Below are 17,902 nucleotides of genomic sequence, written 5' to 3'. Positions count from 1 at the left end.
CGGGTCGGGCGGAGCAGTTCCGGCGGGCCCAGCAGGTCAGCCGTGCGGGGCAACCCCGGCTGGCGTCCGACCGGGGCACCGGTGGGCGACCGAAGTGCCCCCAGGCGACCAGAGCGCCGGTGGGCGGCGAAGCGCAGGTAGGCGGCCTGACTGCCGGAGGGCGGCGAAGCGCCGGTAGGCGACCTGAGTGCCGGTCCGCGGCCGGAGCGTCGGTGCGCCGCTGAGTGCCAAGGTGTCGCCGGGCGGCCGGAAGGTCGCCAAGCGGCCGGGGTGTCGCTAAGCGGCGGAGGGTCGCTCGACGACCGAAGGCCGACGGGCGGCCGGGGTGTCGCTGAGCAGCGGAGGGTCGCTCTACGACCGAAGACTGGCGGGCAACCCGAAGGCCGGCAGGCAGCCGGGGTGTCGCTCGACGACCTGAGTGCCGGCGGGCGCCCCGAAGGCCGGTGAGCGACCCGAGTGCCGCCGGGCAGCCGGAGTGTCGCCGGGCGACCCGCGTGCGGCCGACGACCGGGGCGCCGGTGGGCGGACGTAGGGGCCGCTGCGTGTCGTGGTCCCCGTCTGCCGGAGGAGGCGCGGATGACCGCCCAGCCCGTCCTGCCGGCTCCGCCCACGTAGCCCGCGCGCCTTCTCGCCACGTTTGCCGCGCCCTGGACCGGCCGGGGCCGACAGGCTGCGCCCGCGGCGGCCGGCGGGCACCGCGCTGCTCGGACACCGGGCTTGTCACCGGCGAAGGCGAGGAGGTCCGCGTCCCCGTCCCCTGGCCGCGCCGATACGGCACCGACGCGGTGGCGCCCGTCCGGGACCCGGCCGTCTTCGCCGGAGTCCACGGCCTACGGGCCGTCGCCCCGGACGGCACCACCGACTCCGTGCACCCGTGGACCCTGGCCTGGGCCACCGCCTCGCCCGGGCTCCGCAGCCAGCGGCGGGCCCGCGCGGGAGTCCAGTTCCGGCGCGAAGGGGCCCGTCGGGGCGCGGGCCCGGATCTCCGCGACCTCGCCCGACACCACGCACCCGGTGACCCGAGCCCCCTGCGCCACCGCCACCCGTATCGCCGTGGCGCAGGCGGCCTCCGGGCCGTGGGCCCAGGTCGCCGCCGCGGCGAGGGCCGCCAGGTCCGCGGCCGCTGCGGCCCTGTGGCGGGCGACCACCGCCTGCCCGAGCAGGAGCACACCGCCGAACACCGCCACCAGCACGGTCGCCACCACGACGCCCCACACCGTCGCCGACCCCCGGTCCCGGTCCCGCGCCCATGGCCCCGCCCGGTCCCGCGCCCCCGCCTCCGCCCCGACTCGCGCCCACTGCCGGGCCCCGGTCATGGCGGTGGGCCTACGGAGTCTTCGGCCAGGGACGCGGCCTGGGCGGTGAGGCGGAGCGGCAGGGCGGCCGGGCCCGGGGCGGGGGCCGATACCTGGATCCGCCAGAGGTCGCCCGTGCGCGACAACTCCACCCGGGCGCCGGGCGGGGCGGCCGCCTCGGCCACCGCCACCGCCTCGTCCTCCGGCTCCGACCGGGCCGCCGCCCGGGCACCGGCCCGGGCCGCGTCCACACAACGGATCTGCGCGGCGGCCGCCATCAGCGCCCACACCAGCAGCGTCGCGAACAGCACCAGCGCCGGAATCACCAGGGCCGCCTCCGCCGTCACATATCCCCGGTCAGAACGGCGCATCGAGTGCCTTGCCGATGGTCGACTGGAGTGCCGTGGAGACCACTTCACTCGTCACCACCTTGTACAGGACCGCCGCGAATGCACACGCGGCGATCGTCCCCATCGCGTATTCCGAAGTCGACATTCCCGCATCGCCCGCACGACCCTGCAGCGCCGCCCGCACACGAAACCAGATGATCCTCATGACAAACCTCCTGTTGATTCAACTTCTTGACGTGATCTCGGATGGTGATCTCAGCTGTTTATTTCCGTCGCCATTTCAGCTGCCGGAGAGAAGACCGGAAGCCATGCCGATCACCACGGGCGCCACTCCGATCGCGAGAAAGGCGGGGAGGAAACAGAGCCCCACAGGCGCGGTGACCAGGACCGCCGCCCGCTGAGCCCTGGCTCCCGCCTGCCGCGCCCGGTCCGCCCTGAGCATCGCCGCGAGCCGGGAGACCGGTTCGGCCGCGGGAGCCCCCGTACGGGCCGAGCGCTCCAGGGATTCGGCCAGGGCGCGGGCGCCCGGTATCTCCGCCAACCTCCCCCACGCGGCTCCCGGTTCGCCGCCGAGCCGCAGCTCGGCCCCGGCGGTCGCCAGCCGCTCCCCCACCGGGCCGCCCAGCGAGTCCCCCACCACCTCGGCGGCGTCCACCGGCCCGGCTCCCGCCGCCAAGCAGGCGGCCAACAGGTCGGCGGCGAAGGGCAGCTGACGCTCCACCTCCCCCGGGTCCACCCCGGCGGGCGGCCGGGCCCGCGCCTGCCACCACCGGACCCCGAAGGCCGCCGCGCAGCCCGCCGCCACGCCCCCGAGCCCGCCGATCAGCACCCAGGCCGCGACCAGTGCCCCGACCGGCCCGGCCCAGGCCGCCGCCGCTCCCCGCAGCCGGGGTCCGCACCGTGGTGGCCGCCGCGGCGCCGGGTCCGGCGCGAGCAGGGCCGTGAGTCTGCGCCGGGCCGCCCGCTCCCGCATGCGCGCCGTCACCGCCGATGCCGTCCACAGGGCCGCCGCCGTGAGGCACGCGGCCGTCCCCAGCCTGTGGATCGCGATTGGGTCCATCACCGCTCACCGGCCCGGACGATGCTGCGGCACCACAGCAGTCCCAGCGCCTCCAGGGCCCCGCCCGCCAGCAGGCAGCCCCACCCGACCGGCGTGTGCAGCAGTACCCGCAGCGGGTCGGCCCCCAGCCCGGTGCCGATCGCCAGCCCGGCGACGGGCAGCAGGGCCAGTACCACCGTGGTCGATCTCGCTCCGGCCAACTGGGCGCGCAGCGACTCCTCCCGGTCCCGCTCGGCCCGCAACGCCCCCTCCAGCCGGTCCAGTCCGGCGGCCAGTCCCGCGCCGCCGTCCACCGAGACCCGCCAGCAGGCCGCCATCCCGGCCAGCCCTTCCGCTCCGGGTTCCCGCGAGGCCTGGCGCAGCGCCCCGGGGACGTCTCCGCCGAAGGCCGCCGCTGCCAGGACCCCGGCCTCCGCGGCCCCCGGACCGCCGGGGCCCGCCACCGTCCGGCGCATGGCCGCGGTCAGCGCCTGGCCGGGCTGGGCGCCCGAGCGCAGCTCCCCCACCACCGCTGCGCACAGGGACACCACCTCGGCGGCCCGCGCGGACCGGGCCCGCGCCCGCTCCCGGGCCCGCAGCCACCGGCGGACCAGCGGCAGCACCGCCGCCCCCGCCAGCAGCGGGATCACCGACCCGCCGAGCAGGGCCAGCGCCAGGCCGGCCGCGAGGCAGAGCAACTCCCGCCTGTGTGCGGCCCGGAGCCGTACGGCCACGACCAGCCGCTCCCAGCGCACCGACCCGCCGGGCGCCACCGGACCCGCGCCGGCCAGTACCGCCCTGGCCCGCCGGGACACCCGGTCGCCACCGGCCAGCGCCCAGGCGGCCGCCCCGGCGCACAGCACCCCGGCGAACACCGGCAGCGGCACCGCGGCCGCCTGGGCGCTCACCGGGCACCTCCGAGGAGCGGGCGCAGCCGCTCCCAGCCCCGCTCCCGTACGAAGCCCCGCGCGGCCCATCGCAGCGCCGGCACGGTGACCACGAGCCCGGCGGGATCCCGCTCCAGCACGTGCACCTCCGCGACCCGGCGCCGGCCGGCCCGGTCCCGTACGAGGTGGACCACCAGGGTCAGCGCGGCGGCCAACTGACTGTGCAGGGCGGCCCGGTCGAGCCCGGCTGCGGTCCCGAGGGCCTCCAGTCGGGCCGGGACGTGGGCGGCGGCGTTCGCGTGGACGGTTCCGCAGCCTCCTTCGTGGCCGGTGTTGAGCGCGGCCAGCAGGTCGGCGACCTCGGCGCCCCGGACCTCGCCGACGACGAGGCGGTCGGGCCTCATCCGCAGCGCCTGGCGGACCAGGTCGGCGAGGGTGACCAGGCCGGCGCCCTCCTGATTGGCCGGACGGGTCTCCAGCCGCACCACGTGCGGATGGTCGGGCCGCAGCTCGGCCGAGTCCTCTGCGAGCACGATCCGCTCACCGGGACCGACCAGTCCCAGCAGGGCGCTGAGGAGGGTGGTCTTGCCGGTGCCGGTCCCGCCGGAGACGAGGAACGACAGCCGGGCCTCCACCATGTCGCGCAAGAGCCGCTGACCCCCGGGCGGCAGTGTCCCCGCCGCCACCAGCTCCTCCAGCGTGAAGGCGCGCGGCCGCACGACCCGCAGGGACAGACAGGCCGAGCCCACGGCCACCGGGGGCAGAACCGCGTGCAGCCGGGTGCCGTCCGGCATCCGGGCGTCCACCCAGGGCCGGGCGTCGTCCAGGCGCCGGCCCGCGACGGAGGCGAGCCGCTGGGCGAGCCTGCGCACGGCCTCGGCGTCCGCGAAGGTCACCCCGGTGAGCTCCAGCCCGCCGCCGCGGTCCACCCACACCCGGTCGGGGGCCGCCACCAGGACGTCGGTGACCTCCGGATCGGCGAGCAGCGGCTCCAGCGGGCCCGCTCCGACCAGTTCGGACCGTAACGCGGCAGCCACGCCGAGCACCTCCGTATCGCCCAGCAGCCTGCCCTGGGCCCGCAGGGCCGCCGCCACCCCTGCCGGGGTCGGATCCACCCCGCTCTCGGCGAGCCGCTGGCGCACCGCGTCCAGGAGTACGGCGCTCATGCCGTCACCCCCTGGGCGGCGCCCAGTGCCCGCTGCCAGAAGCCGTCGCAGAAGCGGGCCAGGGCGCCCCGCCCGTGCGATCCCGGCGGCTCCCCGCCGGCGACCCGCCCCGGGAGCCCCACCTCGACCCGTACCTCACCGGCCAGCGGCACCCCCAGCAGTCCGGCGACCGTGTCCGGGTCGAGTCCGCCGGGCACGGGGCCCCGTACGACCACGCGGACGTCGCGGGCCACCATCCTGACTCCGGCCGCCACCCGGCCGGCCGCGGCCACCGCGCGCAGCTCGCCCGGCACCACCATCAGGACCAGGTCCAGCTGCGCGAGCACCTCGGCGACGGCTTCGTCGACCCGGCGCGGCAGGTCGACCACCACGACCCCGCCGCGGCGGCGCGCCGCGGCCACCACCGAGCGCACGGCGGCGGGCGGCACCACGATCCGGTCCCCGCGGTCCCAGCTGAGGACGCGCAAGGCGTGCAGTTCGGGCAGGGACTCCTCGAGGGCTCCGGCACCGACCCGGCCGCGCGAGCCCGCGAAGTCGGGCCAGCGGAGCCCTTCGGCGGTTTCGCCCCCGAGCAGGACGTCCATGCCGCCGCCGAGCGGGTCCCCGTCGATGAGGATGGTCCGCTCCCCGGCGCGGGCGGCCCGCAGGGCCAGGGCGCAGGCGAGGGTGGATGCTCCGGCGCCGCCGCTGCCGCCGATCACCCCGACCGTGAGGGCGGGCCGCCCGGCTCCTTCCACGACGTCGGCGATGCGGTCGACCAGCCAGCCCTCCGCGTCGGGGAGGGTGAGCACTTCCTCGGCGCCGATCTCCACGGCGCGCTGCCATACGTGGGGGTCGTCGGGATCCCGGCCGACGAGGAACACCCCCTCCCGCCGGGGCGCCCCGCGCACCCGCCCGGCGGCGTCGTCCCCGACGAGGACGAGCGGCGCGGACTCCCATCCGACGCCTGCCGCACTGCGGCCACTCCCGTCGTCACCTGCTCCGCTTTGCTCGGGCACCGCATGGTGCACATGCGGCTCGGCTCCCGCGGCGGCGCACAGCCGCAGCAGATCGTCGAGCAGCAAGGGGTCCTCGGTGATGATCAGCGGCCGTCCACCGCCGGGTACGGGCCCTGCGGTACCGGGATTCAGCCTGTCCCCGCCCGCGACCACGAGGTCCCGGACTTCACACGACTTCGATCCAGCCACGATCTCCGCCTCCTTCTCACCGCATATCCAGCGCCGCGGACTTCGCGGCCGGAATCACCGTGACGCGATCGGAGAAAAGAAGTGGATCTTGGTCGAAAACTGTGGACTCCCCGCCCATTGCGAATAACCCGCTCACCCCAACAGGTGAGTTCCGGAGCGCGCCGGAACCACTACGCACAGTCACGAGTTCGAGAGGGTGAGGGCCTTCGCCGCGCAGGCCCCGGACAGGGGAAGGGGCCTGAGGGATGATCACTTGGGGTCGAAGGCAGGGACGCAAACTGCGTCCGGACATGCGACGACCCCCGCCGGGGGGGAGAGCGGGGGTCGTCCCCACGGTCCGACTCGGGGGGGGAGGAGCCAGACCGGGTTAGCACGGTCGCGAACGATCCGTGACTTCCATGGTGTACCCGAGAGGCTTCTCAGGCAAACCCACGCGCCACACTTTACGCCGAATGGTGGGCGCATATGCTCGGGTCGTGGAAAATCAGCCCTTGCCGCACTCCGCGCCTCGTACCGCAGCCTTCTTCGACCTGGACAAGACGGTCATTGCGAAGTCGAGCACTCTGACGTTCAGCAAGTCCTTCTACCAGGGCGGCCTGATCAACCGACGGGCCGTGCTGCGCACCGCCTATACCCAGTTCATCTATCTGGCCGGCGGCGCCGACCACGACCAGATGGAACGGATGCGGGAGTACCTGTCCGCCCTGTGCAAGGGGTGGAACGTGCAACAGGTGCGGGAGATCGTCGCCGAGACCCTGCACGACCTCATCGACCCGCTCATCTACGACGAGGCCGCATCCCTCATCGAGGCCCACCACACGGCGGGCCGCGACGTCGTGATCGTGTCCACCTCCGGCGCCGAAGTGGTCGAACCCATCGGGGAGATGCTCGGCGCCGACCGGGTCGTCGCCACCCGGATGGTCGTGGGCGAGGACGGCTGCTTCACGGGCGAGATCGAGTACTACGCCTACGGGCCCACGAAGGCGGAGGCGGTACGCGAGCTCGCCGAGTCCGAGGGGTACGACCTCGCGCGCTGCTACGCCTACAGCGACTCGGCGACCGACATCCCGATGCTCGAAGCGGTTGGGCACCCGCACGCGGTCAATCCCGACCGAGCGCTGCGGCGGGAGGCGGTGGCGCGGGAGTGGCCGGTGCTGGTGTTCAACCGGCCGGTGCGGCTGAAGCAGCGGCTGCCGGGGCTGTCCATGCCGGCGCGGCCGGCGTTGGTCGCGGCGGCGGCGGTGGGTGCGGCGGCGGCTACCGCCGGGCTGGTCTGGTACGCGAGTCGGCGGCGGGCGCTTGCCGCTGCCGCCGCCTCTGCCTGATCCCGCCCGTCTGGGCCGCCAGGCCCGTCTGGCCCCGCGCCTCGGACCCCGGGTCCCGGCGCCTCGGACCCCGGACCCCCGGGTCCCGGCCCGTCCCGGCTCGCCCCGGATCACGGCCGGGGGCGGCGTTGAGCGTGGGGCCGGGGTCGGGCTGGGGTTGCCGCTGCGCGGGGCTGGTCCCCTACCCGCCCTTCCACCGTTCCCCGGGCTCCGCCCGGACCCGGTCCTCAAACGCCGGACGGGCTGGAGAAGACCTGGGGCTCCGCCCCGGACCCCGGTCCTCAAACGCCGGCGGGGCTGGGAGGGCGCGGGTGGGGCCGATTCAGGGCCGGAAGCAGGATGGGCTGACCTGCGGTGATATCGGGTGTCCGATATGCACGGGGATCTGCTGGAAAGCAAAGAAATGTGGCCAGGGGTTTCGCTCGGCTCCGAAGCGGAGTACAAAGGAGTCAACGGCCCGCGAGACCAAAGAACATCCGAGAGGATCATCTTTCAAACGCAGTAAGGCCCACGGACCGAAGCATGAACGCCGAGCACCCACGCGACGTCGACCCGTCGATTACGGGCCAGCCGCACCAGGTGACGGGCAAAGTTCCCGACCTGATGGGCAATTTTCGAGGACGCTTGGTAACTGGGCGTAAATGCCAGCGGCGACACCAGAGCAGTACGGGTGTCGCCGCAACCCATGTCCGGCCGGCCTCTGGTCTGAGACCTCAGGCCTAAGACCTCAGGCCGCGCCGCGCTGGAGCGCCTCGCAGACCGCCGTCGATTCGCGGGCTCCGAGGACGATCGCGCGGCCGCAGTGCGCGATCCACGCCGACATTCCCTCCGCAGTCCCCGAGACGTAGCCCTCGAAGGCCTCCAGGTAGGCATCCCGGCCCTGTTCGGCGTGGCCGACCTCCGCCGGGCAGATCGCCTTCGGGTCGAGCCCGCTGTTGATCAGCACGATCCGTTCCGCCGTCCGCGCCACGAGGCCGTTGTACGAGGTGAACGGGCGCAGGGCGAGCAGTTCTCCGTGGACCACCGCCGCCGTGATCAGTGCCGGGGCGGAGCCGCCCGCGATGATCAGGCGGGAGAGTCCGTCCAGCCGGCCCGCCACCTCCTCCGCGTCCGGGGCGGGGAAGCGCGCGAGGAGCGGCTCGTCGACCCGTTCGCCCGCCAGTCGCGGGCGGCCGACCACGTCGCCCTCGGCCGTGGAGCCCGACGCCACCAGGTGGAGCCGCGCCAGTACCCGGAGCGGGGACTGACGCCAGATGCTCAGCAGCTGGCCCGCCTCGGCCGACAGGCGCAGGGCCGCGCCCACCGTGCGGGCCTCCGGGTCCAGGCTGAAGTCGCTGCGTCGGCGGACCTCCTCCAGCGCCCAGTCGGCTCCCGACAGCGCCGCGCTGCCGCGCGCGCCGCGCAGCCCGGCCTCCGAGGCGATCGCCCCGGAGCGGCGGCGCATGACCCGGTGGCCGTAGACCCGGTCCACGGCCTTGCGTACGGAGTCCACCGACTCGGCGACGCCCGGGAGGGCACCCAGCGGGGCGAGCGGGTCGGCGGCGGATGCGGCACCGGAGGCATTGGACGCACCGGAGGCCGCGGCGGCGGAAGCAGAAGCGCTACTCATAAGTAGGGAGCCTACGCACTGCTCCCCCATAGCACCGACCCCTCCTTGGAGTGGTCTTCTTCACTCAGGGATACAACACAAAGCCACCAACCCACTACCCTTCGTGAACATGAAGATCGCTTTCGTGGGGAAGGGCGGCAGCGGCAAGACCACGCTGTCCTCCCTTTTCATCCGCCACCTCGCTGCCAATGAAGCTCCGGTCGTCGCGGTGGACGCCGACATCAACCAGCACCTGGGCGCCGCGCTCGGGCTCAGCGACGAGGAGGCGGCCGCGCTGCCCGCGCTGGGCGCGCACCTGCCCCTCATCAAGGACTACCTACGGGGGTCCAACCCGCGCATCGCGTCCGCCGACACCATGATCAAGACCACCCCGCCGGGCACCGGCTCGCGACTGCTGCGGGTCGACGAGGACAACCCGGTCTACGAGGCCTGCGCGCGCAGACTGCTGCTCGACGGCGAGCCCGTCCGGCTGATGGCCACGGGGCCGTTCACCGAGTCCGACCTGGGGGTGGCCTGCTACCACTCCAAGGTCGGCGCGGTGGAGCTCTGCCTCAACCACCTGGCGGACGGGCCGGACGAGTACGTGGTCGTCGACATGACGGCCGGCTCGGACTCCTTCGCCTCCGGCATGTTCACCCGCTTCGACGTGACCTTCCTGGTCGCCGAACCGACCCGCAAGGGCATCTCCGTCTACCGCCAGTACAAGGAGTACGCGCGGGACTTCGGGATCACGCTCAAGGTGGTCGGGAACAAGGTGCAGGGCCCCGAGGACATCGAGTTCCTCCAGGACGAGGCCGGCGACGACCTGCTGGTCACGGTCGGGCACTCGGACTGGGTACGGGCGATGGAGAAGGGCCGCCCGGCCGCCTTCGAGCTGCTGGAGGCCACCAACCGGCTGGCCCTGCAGTCGCTGCAGGACGCGGCCGACGACTCCTACGCGCAGCGCGACTGGGCGCGGTACACGGAGCAGATGGTCCACTTCCACCTGCGCAACGCGGAGAGCTGGGGCAACGCGAAGACCGGGATCGACCTGGCGGAACAGGTCGATCCCGGTTTCGTCCTACGGGAGCACCAGGGCGGCCCCGGCAGCGGGGGCGACGGCGACGCCGCGGCCGCCGGGCTGCTCAGTCCTCGCTCTGACCGGCTTCGGCCGGCTCCGCAGCCGGCTTGACCCCGGCGGGGGCGGCCGGCTTCGCCGGCGGCCCCGCCGTCAGGAACTTGTTCCAGCCCTCCTTCGGCGCCTCGCCGACGTCGAGGGTGCGCATCCACTCCAGGGTCTTCGGGTCCTGCGCGTCCAGCCAGTCCGCCAGCTCGCGGAACGGCACGCAGCGGACCTCCTTCTGGGTGCACATGGTCTTGATGGACTCCTCGACGGCGTGCATGTAGGTGCCGCCGTTCCAGGACTCGAAGTGGTTGCCGATGATCAGCGGCGCGCGGTTGCCCTGGTAGGTCCGCTCGAAGGCCTTCTGCAGGCCGTCGCGCATCTGCTCGCCCCAGTACGCGTGCTGGGAGGGGTCTCCCTGCGTGGTCGTACCGGACTGGTTGACGAGGTAGTTGTAGTCCATCGAGAGCGTCTCGAAGGCGCGGCCCGGCATGGGCACCAGCTGCAGCGGGATGTCCCAGAGGCCGTCGGTCTTCTTCGGCCAGATCTGCTTGCTGATCCCGCTGGAGTCGTACCGGAAGCCCATGTCCTTCGCGGCCAGCATGAAGTTCTTCTGGCCTTCGAGGCAGGGGGTGCGGGCGCCGACCATCTCCTTGTCGTAGTCGAACGGCAGCGCCTCCATGTCCTTGAGGGCCGGCGAGTTGGTCTTCCAGTTCTTGACGAACGACTTCGCCTGGTTGATCTCGCTCTTCCACTCGTCCACGGACCAGGTGCCGACGCCGCCCTCGGGTCCGCAGAAGTGGCCGTTGAAGTGGGTGCCGATCTCGTTGCCCTCCAGCCAGGCCGCGCGGACCTGGGTGGCGGTGTCCTTGATGCCCTGGGGGTCGCCGAAGCCGATGTCGGAGCGGCCCGCGGAGTGCTGGGGCGCCGTGTAGAGGGAACGCTTCTCCTCCGGGAGCATGTACACGCCACTGAGGAAGTACGTCATGCGGGCGTTGTACTTCTTGCCGACCTCACGGAAATGCGAGAAGAGTTTCTGGCTGTCCTCGCCGGCCCCGTCCCAGGAATAGACGACGAACTGCGGCGGCTTTTCGCCCGGCTTCAGCTTCTCCGGCTTCGTCACGTTCGGCTGGCGCCCGGTGTACGCGGTCGAGCCGTCGCCGATGAGCTGCTTGACGCTGCCGGGGGCCGGGGCTTCCGGGGCGGCGGGGGCCTTCTTGGCCGCCTGACCTCCCGGGGACCCCTGCCGGGCGGGCTCCGAGGTGCTGCACCCGGCCGCTCCCAGGACCAGCGCCGCGGCGACCACACCGCCGGCGATCTTCTTCTTGGCGGCCTTCTTCGTGGCTGTCATCCGCACACCTCTTCCCTCGCAGTTCCGTCGCAGGACTTCCGCGCCGCAACGTCCCATGTGGTCCGTTTTTAGGAAGGTGTGACAAGCCGGACTAAATGCTTAATCACTCTTGAGCGCTAATTCCTAGGCCGTTTGCCCGTATTACCTACCACCGGCCTTTACTCTCCATTACCGTTCATTTACCGAGTGTTGAGACTCCCGCCGCTTCACCCCTCCTCCGAGGAGACGGGACCTATGAAAGCCACCTCCCTCCCCGCCCCCGCCGAGAACGACCCCACCGAGGACGTCCCGAGCAAGGACGTCCAGGCCAAGGACGTCCCCACCAAGGACCTCCGGGCCAAGGACCTCCGCGCCGAAGCCCTCTCCGCCGACCTCTCCGCCTCCGTCGCCGTCTTCCTGATCGCCCTGCCGCTCTCCCTCGGCATCGCCCTGGCCACGGGCGCCCCGCTCCAAGCGGGGCTCGTGGCCGCGGCCGTCGGCGGGATCGTGGCCGGGCGGCTCGGCGGGACCCCGCTCATGGTGAGCGGACCCGCGACCGGACTCACCGTCGTCACCGCCGAGTTGATCCAGCACTACGGATGGCGCACCACCTGTGCCATCACCGTGCTCGCGGGCTGCTGCCAGCTCGGCCTCGCCGCCCTGCGGACCGCCCGGTCCGCGCTGATGGTGAGCCCGGCCATCGTCCAGGGCCTGCTCGCGGGCATCGGCGTGACGATCGCGCTGGCCCAGCTGCACATCGTGCTCGGCGGCACCCCGCAGAGCTCCGCTCTGGCCAATGTCCGCGGGCTGCCCGGCCAGTTGGCCGACCTCCACCCCGCCGCACTCGGTGTCAGCGTGCTCACGCTGACCGTCCTGCTCGGCTGGCCCCGGCTGCCCGGCCGGGTGGGGCGGGCCCTGCGCAAGGTGCCGGCCGCACTCGCCGCCGTCGCCGTCGCCACGGCCTTCGCCGCGCTCACCGGACTGAGCCTGCCCCGGGTGGACCTGCCGTCCTGGCGCAGCCACGCGCTCCCCGAACTGCCCGAGGGGCCGGTCCTGGGCATCATCGCCGCCGTGCTGACCATCACCATGGTCGGCAGTGTGGAATCGCTGCTTTCGGCGGTGGCCACCGACAAGCTGATCGCCACCGAGCGGAGTACGGACAACCGCCCCGCGCGGGCCGACCTCAACCGCGAACTGCGGGGCCAGGGCATGGCGAACATCGTCTCCGGGGCACTGGGCGGGCTGCCCGTCGCGGGCGGAGCCGTCCGCAGCGTGGCCAACGTCAAGTCCGGGGCCGCCGGCCGCCGGTCGGTGATGCTGCACGGGCTCTGGGTGCTGCTCGCCGCCGGGCTGCTCGTCCCGGTCCTCGACCTGATCCCGCTCGCCGCGCTGGCCGCCCTCGTGCTGGCGGTGGGCGTGCAGATGGTCAGCGCCACGCACCTGCGCACGGTCACCCGGCAGCGCGAGATCCTGGTCTACGTGACCACTATCGCGGCCGTGGTGCTCGGCGGGGTGCTGGAGGGCGTCGCCATCGGCATCGCGGTGGCCGTGGGCCTGGCCCTGCACCGGCTCGCCCGGACCCGGATCACCATCGAACAGCTCGACAGCGGGGTCCACCGGGTGTGGGCACGCGGCCAGTTGACCTTCCTCGCGGTACCGCGGCTGAGCCGGGTGCTGAACCAGATCCCGCACGACGGGCACGCGGTCATCGAGCTCGACGGCTCCTTCATCGACCACGCCGCCTTCGAGACCCTCCACGACTGGCAGACCTCCCACCTGGCCCACGGGGGCACGCTCGAGGTCACCGGCCGGTCCGGGGCCAAGATCGCCGAAGCCGAGCAGGCCCAGAGCTCCGAGCAGGCCGAGCGGGCCCACCGGGGTGAGCAGCGCGGGGGCCACCACTGCTGCCGGCCCTGGACGCCCTGGCAGAACCACTGCGACCACCGGGCCACGACACCCCGTACGGCCGTCGACCAGGCCAGCGGCCAGGCCGGGGGCCGGACCTCCGGCCGGTCGGCAGGACCGGGCGCCGGTCAACTGGCCAACGGGATCAGCGCCTTCCAGCGGGACACCGCCCCGCACGTACGGGACGAACTGGCGCGGCTGGCCCGTGAGGGGCAGCGGCCCTCGCAGCTCTTCCTCACCTGCGCGGACTCCCGGCTGGTGACCAGCATGATCACGGCCAGCGGCCCCGGGGACCTGTTCACGGTCCGCAACGTCGGCAACCTCGTACCGCTCCCGGGTGCGGAGTCCACGGACGATTCGGTCGCGGCGGCCATCGAGTACGCGGTGGACGTCCTCCAGGTCGACAGCATCACGGTGTGCGGCCATTCGGGGTGCGGGGCCATGCAGGCGCTGCTCAACTCCTCGCCGGGCGCGCCGATGACCCCGCTGCGGCGGTGGCTGCGGCACGGGCTGCCGAGCCTGGAGCGGATGGCCAGCCGCCATCACGCCTGGGCCCGGATCTCGGGCCGGCTGCCGGCGGACGCCGTGGAGCAGCTGTGCCTGACCAATGTGGTGCAGCAGCTGGAGCACCTACGGGCCCACGAATCGGTGGCCCGGCGGCTCGCCGAGGGGACGCTGGAGCTGCACGGGATGTACTTCCACGTCGGCGAGGCCCAGGCGTACCTGCTCTCGGACGGCGAGGACTTCTTCGACTGCCGGGTCTTCGACACCGTCTACGCGGAGTCGGTGCGCGGCTGACCGGAACTCGCCGTGCCCCGCCGGACGGGTGAACCGATCGGGCGGATGAACCGATACCCTCCCGTATCCGTGCCACTCGGTGGCCCCTTTCCGCGCCCCTGCAGCGGGAAGGGGCCACTCGTGCGTCGGCCCAGCGGAATAATAGGTCTACACCAATTTCCGGCAACCCCTTGTCACCTGGGCCATTGACTGATGAGCTATGCCCGGGGACACAACGGACACCCTGGGAAAGGGAGATGTCGTGAGCAATGAAAGCCTGGCCAATCTGCTCAAGGAGGAGCGGCGGTTCGCACCGCCCGCCGATCTGGCCGCCGCTGCCAATGTCACTGAGGCTGCGTACTCACAGGCCGACGCGGACCGGCTGGGCTTCTGGGCCGAGCAGGCGCGGCGGCTGAGCTGGGACACCGAGCCGACCGAAACGCTCGACTGGAGCAACCCGCCCTTCGCGAAGTGGTTCGCGGACGGCAAGCTGAACGTCGCCTACAACTGCGTCGACCGCCACGTCGAAGCCGGGAACGGCGACCGCGTCGCCCTCCACTTCGAGGGCGAGCCCGGCGACAGCCGCGCGATCACCTACGCCGAGCTCAAGGACGAGGTCTCCAAGGCCGCCAACGCCCTGACCGAGCTGGGCGTACAGGCGGGCGACCGGGTCGCCGTCTACCTGCCGATGATCCCCGAGGCCGTCATCGCGATGCTCGCGTGCGCCCGGGTCGGCGCCGCGCACTCCGTGGTCTTCGGCGGTTTCTCCGCCGACGCGGTGGCCTCCCGCATCCAGGACGCCGACGCGAAGCTGGTCATCACCGCCGACGGCGGCTACCGCCGCGGCAAGCCTTCCGCTCTGAAGCCCGCCATCGACGAGGCCGTCGCCAAGTGCCCCCAGGTCGAGCACGTCCTCGTGGTGCGCCGCACCGGCCAGGACACCGACTTCACCGAGGGCCGCGACGTCTGGTGGCACGAGATCGTGGAGCGGCAGAGCGCCGAGCACGCACCGCAGGCCTTCGACGCCGAACACCCGCTCTTCATCCTCTACACCTCGGGGACCACGGGTAAGCCCAAGGGCATCCTGCACACCTCCGGCGGCTACCTCACGCAGGCCTCGTACACCCACCACGCGGTGTTCGACCTGAAGCCGGAGAGCGACGTCTACTGGTGCACGGCCGACATCGGCTGGGTGACCGGGCACTCCTACATCGTCTACGGGCCGCTCGCGAACGGCGCCACCCAGGTGATGTACGAGGGCACTCCGGACAGCCCGCACCAGGGCCGGTTCTGGGAGATCGTGCAGAAGTACGGCGTCACGATCCTCTACACCGCGCCCACGGCGATCCGCACGTTCATGAAGTGGGGCGACGACATCCCCGCGAAGTTCGACCTCTCGAGCCTTCGCGTCCTGGGCTCGGTCGGCGAGCCGATCAACCCCGAGGCATGGATCTGGTACCGCAAGCACATCGGCGGCGACCGCTGCCCGATCGTGGACACGTGGTGGCAGACGGAGACCGGCGCGATGATGATCTCGCCGCTGCCGGGCGTCACCGAGACCAAGCCCGGTTCGGCGCAGCGCGCCCTGCCCGGCATCGCCGCCACCGTCGTGGACGACGAGGCGAACGAGGTCCCGAACGGCGGTGGCGGCTACCTGGTCCTCACCGAGCCGTGGCCGTCGATGCTGCGCACCATCTGGGGTGACGACCAGCGGTACATCGACACCTACTGGTCGCGCTTCGAGGGCAAGTACTTCGCGGGCGACGGCGCCAAGAAGGACGAGGACGGCGACATCTGGCTGCTCGGCCGCGTGGACGACGTGATGCTGGTCTCCGGCCACAACATCTCGACCACCGAGGTCGAGTCGGCCCTCGTCTCACACCCCTCGGTCGCCGAGGCGGCCGTCGTGGGCGCGGCCGACGAGACCACCGGCCAGGCCATCGTGGCCTTCGTCATCCTGCGCGGCAGCGCCTCCGAGACGGACACCCTGGTCGCGGAGCTGCGCAACCACGTGGGTGCGACGCTCGGCCCGATCGCCAAGCCGAAGCGGATCCTGCCGGTGCAGGAGCTGCCGAAGACCCGCTCGGGCAAGATCATGCGGCGACTGCTGCGCGACGTGGCCGAGAACCGTGCGGTCGGTGACGTCACCACCCTCGCGGACTCCTCGGTCATGGACCTGATCCAGAGCAAGCTGCCTGCCGCGTCCAGCGAGGACTGAGCTGCCGGCCGGGCCGGACAGGGCCCGGCCGGACAGGTACGACACGGTGAGGAGGGGCATCCGGCGCGACGCGCCGGATGCCCCTTTCGCACATAAAGTGATGATCGCCGGATACGCCCTTGCGTACACCCTGTAAAGTGTTAGGCACTTAAAGCATTACTCCACAGGGTGCGCCGGGAAGTCTGGTCGGCAACGCGTTTCGTCATGCCGTCCAACCCACCCCGGAGGTGCCACCCGTGGCCGCGCCCCGCCCCACCGACAACCAGAGCCGCACGTTCCTCGGCCGCCTCTCGCTGCCGGAGCGCCGCTTCGTGGCCGACGCCCTGCGCGCCGAGACGGTCGGCGGCGTCCTGCTCCTCGTGGCCGCGATCGCAGCCCTCATCTGGGCGAACGTCCCGGCCATCTCGGCGAGCTACGACAGCGTCCGGTCCTTCCACATCGGCCCCTCCGCCCTCGGCCTGGACCTCTCGCTCCAGCACTGGGCGGCCGACGGCCTGCTCGCCGTCTTCTTCTTCGTCGCCGGCATCGAGCTCAAGCGCGAGCTCGTCGCGGGCGACCTGCGCGACGCCAAGGCGGCCGCCCTCCCGGTGATCGCCGCCGTCTGCGGCATGGCCGTGCCCGCGCTGGTCTACGTACTGGTCAACGTGCTGGGCGACGGTTCGACCGACGGCTGGGCGGTTCCCACCGCCACCGACATCGCCTTCGCGCTCGCCGTCCTCGCCGTCATCGGGACCTCGCTGCCGTCCGCGCTGCGCGCGTTCCTGCTGACCCTGGCCGTGGTCGACGACCTCTTCGCCATCATGATCATCGCGGTGTTCTTCACCAGCGACATCAACTTCCTGGCACTCGGCGGCGCGGTCGCCGGCCTGGTCCTCTTCTGGTTCCTGCTCCGCGTGGGCGTCCGCGGCTGGTACATCTACCTCCCGCTCGCACTGGCCGTCTGGGGCCTGATGTACAACAGCGGGGTCCACTCCACCATCGCCGGTGTCGCCATGGGCCTGATGCTGCGCTGCCACCGCAAGGACGGCGAGGACCACTCCCCCGGCGAGCACATCGAGCACCTCGTACGGCCCATCTCGGCCGGTCTCGCCGTCCCCCTCTTCGCGCTCTTCTCCGCCGGCGTCTCCCTCTCCGACGAGTCCATCGGCCAGGTCTTCACCCGGCCCGAGACCCTCGGCGTGGTCCTCGGACTCGTGGTCGGCAAGACGGTCGGCATCTTCGGCGGCACCTGGCTCGCCGCCCGCTTCACCAAGGCCGAGCTCAACAAGGACCTCGCCTGGCCGGACGTCTTCGCCGTCGCCTCGCTCGCCGGCATCGGCTTCACCGTCTCGCTGCTGATCGGCGAACTCGCCTTCGCCGGGGACCCGGTCCTCACCGACGAGGTCAAGGCCGCCGTCCTGATCGGCTCGCTCATCGCCGCGATCCTCGCGGGCATCATGCTCAAGATGCGCAACCGCAAGTACCAGGCGCTCACCGAGGACGAGGAGCGCGACGAGGACCTCGACGGCATCCCGGACATCTACGAGCAGGACAAGCCGGACTACCACCTGCGGATGGCGAAGATCTACGAGGCCAAGGCCGCCGAGCACCTGCGCAGGGCCGAAGCGGCGGCGGCCGGTGAGTCCGAAGCCGCGGCCGGGTCCCGCAAGGACGGCGTCCGTCCGGCATGATCTGACCTGACGGAGGACGGCGACGACAGGACCGCCGTCGCC

Annotated in this window: 14 protein-coding genes; 5 read left to right on the top strand and 9 right to left on the bottom strand. The window is 72.6% G+C overall.

The window, feature by feature from the left end; genetic code table 11:
• Nucleotides 1-830: 830 nt before the first annotated feature.
• The 7 genes from OG490_RS20770 to ssd form a co-directional block, all read right to left on the bottom strand.
• Complete coding sequence (locus OG490_RS20770; protein ID WP_330297802.1) at nucleotides 831-1,316, bottom strand: Rv3654c family TadE-like protein; 486 nt, start codon at nucleotides 1,314-1,316, stop codon at nucleotides 831-833.
• Nucleotides 1,313-1,666: a TadE family type IV pilus minor pilin gene (locus OG490_RS20765; protein ID WP_330297801.1), complete on the bottom strand. Its 354-nt coding sequence runs from the start codon at nucleotides 1,664-1,666 to the stop codon at nucleotides 1,313-1,315. Before OG490_RS20765 ends, OG490_RS20770 begins: the two co-directional genes overlap by 4 nt.
• A complete protein-coding gene (locus OG490_RS20760) occupies nucleotides 1,653-1,850 on the bottom strand; it encodes a DUF4244 domain-containing protein (RefSeq protein WP_330297800.1) in 198 nt (65 codons plus the stop codon). Before OG490_RS20760 ends, OG490_RS20765 begins: the two co-directional genes overlap by 14 nt.
• A gap of 75 nt (nucleotides 1,851-1,925) precedes the next feature.
• Nucleotides 1,926-2,705 carry a type II secretion system F family protein gene (locus OG490_RS20755; RefSeq protein WP_330297799.1) on the bottom strand — a complete coding sequence of 260 codons (780 nt, stop codon included), beginning with the start codon at nucleotides 2,703-2,705 and terminating at the stop codon, nucleotides 1,926-1,928.
• The gene (locus tag OG490_RS20750) at nucleotides 2,705-3,592 is read right to left on the bottom strand and encodes a type II secretion system F family protein (RefSeq protein WP_330297798.1); all 888 of its coding nucleotides are present in this window, start codon (nucleotides 3,590-3,592) and stop codon (nucleotides 2,705-2,707) included. The genes OG490_RS20755 and OG490_RS20750 overlap by 1 nt, the downstream gene beginning before the upstream one ends.
• Entirely contained in the window at nucleotides 3,589-4,737 is a 1,149-nt protein-coding gene (locus OG490_RS20745) for a TadA family conjugal transfer-associated ATPase (protein ID WP_330297797.1), read from the bottom strand. Before OG490_RS20745 ends, OG490_RS20750 begins: the two co-directional genes overlap by 4 nt.
• Nucleotides 4,734-5,867, bottom strand: a complete 1,134-nt coding sequence (gene ssd / locus OG490_RS20740) for a septum site-determining protein Ssd (protein ID WP_330300992.1) — start codon at nucleotides 5,865-5,867, stop codon at nucleotides 4,734-4,736. Before ssd ends, OG490_RS20745 begins: the two co-directional genes overlap by 4 nt.
• Nucleotides 5,868-6,376: 509 nt before the next feature.
• Between ssd and OG490_RS20735 the strand changes: the two genes are divergently transcribed.
• Nucleotides 6,377-7,249, top strand: coding sequence for an HAD family hydrolase (locus tag OG490_RS20735; RefSeq protein WP_330297796.1), 873 nt, complete (start codon nucleotides 6,377-6,379; stop codon nucleotides 7,247-7,249).
• Nucleotides 7,250-7,976: 727 nt separating this feature from the next.
• Here the strand turns inward: OG490_RS20735 and OG490_RS20730 are convergent.
• A complete protein-coding gene (locus OG490_RS20730; protein ID WP_330297795.1) occupies nucleotides 7,977-8,858 on the bottom strand; it encodes an oxidoreductase in 882 nt (293 codons plus the stop codon).
• Nucleotides 8,859-8,967: 109 nt separating this feature from the next.
• On the opposite strand from OG490_RS20730, the gene OG490_RS20725 reads away from it, so the two are divergent.
• Complete coding sequence (locus tag OG490_RS20725) at nucleotides 8,968-10,029, top strand: ATP-binding protein (RefSeq protein ID WP_330297794.1); 1,062 nt, start codon at nucleotides 8,968-8,970, stop codon at nucleotides 10,027-10,029.
• Here OG490_RS20725 and OG490_RS20720 read toward each other — a convergent pair.
• Nucleotides 9,983-11,311 (bottom strand): hypothetical protein, encoded by a 1,329-nt coding sequence (locus OG490_RS20720; RefSeq protein ID WP_330297793.1) that lies wholly within the window; start codon nucleotides 11,309-11,311, stop codon nucleotides 9,983-9,985. The genes OG490_RS20725 and OG490_RS20720 overlap by 47 nt on opposite strands.
• A 234-nt stretch (nucleotides 11,312-11,545) precedes the next feature.
• Here OG490_RS20720 and OG490_RS20715 point away from each other — a divergent pair, with 234 nt between their 5' ends.
• From OG490_RS20715 to nhaA, 3 genes are all read left to right on the top strand, one after another.
• On the top strand, nucleotides 11,546-13,993 hold the full coding sequence (locus OG490_RS20715) for a SulP family inorganic anion transporter (protein ID WP_330297792.1): 2,448 nt from the start codon (nucleotides 11,546-11,548) through the stop codon (nucleotides 13,991-13,993).
• A 199-nt stretch (nucleotides 13,994-14,192) separates the two neighbouring features.
• Nucleotides 14,193-16,190, top strand: coding sequence for an acetate--CoA ligase (acs, locus tag OG490_RS20710; protein WP_330297791.1), 1,998 nt, complete (start codon nucleotides 14,193-14,195; stop codon nucleotides 16,188-16,190).
• Nucleotides 16,191-16,426: 236 nt separating this feature from the next.
• Entirely contained in the window at nucleotides 16,427-17,860 is a 1,434-nt protein-coding gene (gene nhaA, locus OG490_RS20705) for a Na+/H+ antiporter NhaA (protein WP_330297790.1), read from the top strand.
• The last annotated feature ends 42 nt before the right edge of the window (nucleotides 17,861-17,902 follow it).

The sequence above is a fragment of the Streptomyces sp. NBC_00503 genome (assembly GCF_036346895.1).
Classification (GTDB): Bacteria; Actinomycetota; Actinomycetes; order Streptomycetales; family Streptomycetaceae; genus Streptomyces.
This window is presented reverse-complemented; position numbering and strand designations above follow the sequence as displayed.

Excerpts from the sequence above, each read along its gene's own strand:
- OG490_RS20755 (WP_330297799.1), bottom strand. The coding sequence starts at position 2,705 with ATGGACCCAATCGCGATCCACAGGCTGGGGACGGCCGCGTGCCTCACG.
- OG490_RS20765 (WP_330297801.1), bottom strand. The coding sequence starts at position 1,666 with ATGCGCCGTTCTGACCGGGGATATGTGACGGCGGAGGCGGCCCTGGTG.
- OG490_RS20770 (WP_330297802.1), bottom strand. The coding sequence starts at position 1,316 with ATGACCGGGGCCCGGCAGTGGGCGCGAGTCGGGGCGGAGGCGGGGGCG.
- acs (WP_330297791.1), top strand. The coding sequence starts at position 14,193 with ATGCCCGGGGACACAACGGACACCCTGGGAAAGGGAGATGTCGTGAGC.
- OG490_RS20715 (WP_330297792.1), top strand. The coding sequence starts at position 11,546 with ATGAAAGCCACCTCCCTCCCCGCCCCCGCCGAGAACGACCCCACCGAG.
- OG490_RS20730 (WP_330297795.1), bottom strand. The coding sequence starts at position 8,858 with ATGAGTAGCGCTTCTGCTTCCGCCGCCGCGGCCTCCGGTGCGTCCAAT.
- OG490_RS20725 (WP_330297794.1), top strand. The coding sequence starts at position 8,968 with ATGAAGATCGCTTTCGTGGGGAAGGGCGGCAGCGGCAAGACCACGCTG.
- OG490_RS20760 (WP_330297800.1), bottom strand. The coding sequence starts at position 1,850 with ATGAGGATCATCTGGTTTCGTGTGCGGGCGGCGCTGCAGGGTCGTGCG.
- OG490_RS20720 (WP_330297793.1), bottom strand. The coding sequence starts at position 11,311 with ATGACAGCCACGAAGAAGGCCGCCAAGAAGAAGATCGCCGGCGGTGTG.
- OG490_RS20735 (WP_330297796.1), top strand. The coding sequence starts at position 6,377 with ATGGTGGGCGCATATGCTCGGGTCGTGGAAAATCAGCCCTTGCCGCAC.
- OG490_RS20745 (WP_330297797.1), bottom strand. The coding sequence starts at position 4,737 with ATGAGCGCCGTACTCCTGGACGCGGTGCGCCAGCGGCTCGCCGAGAGC.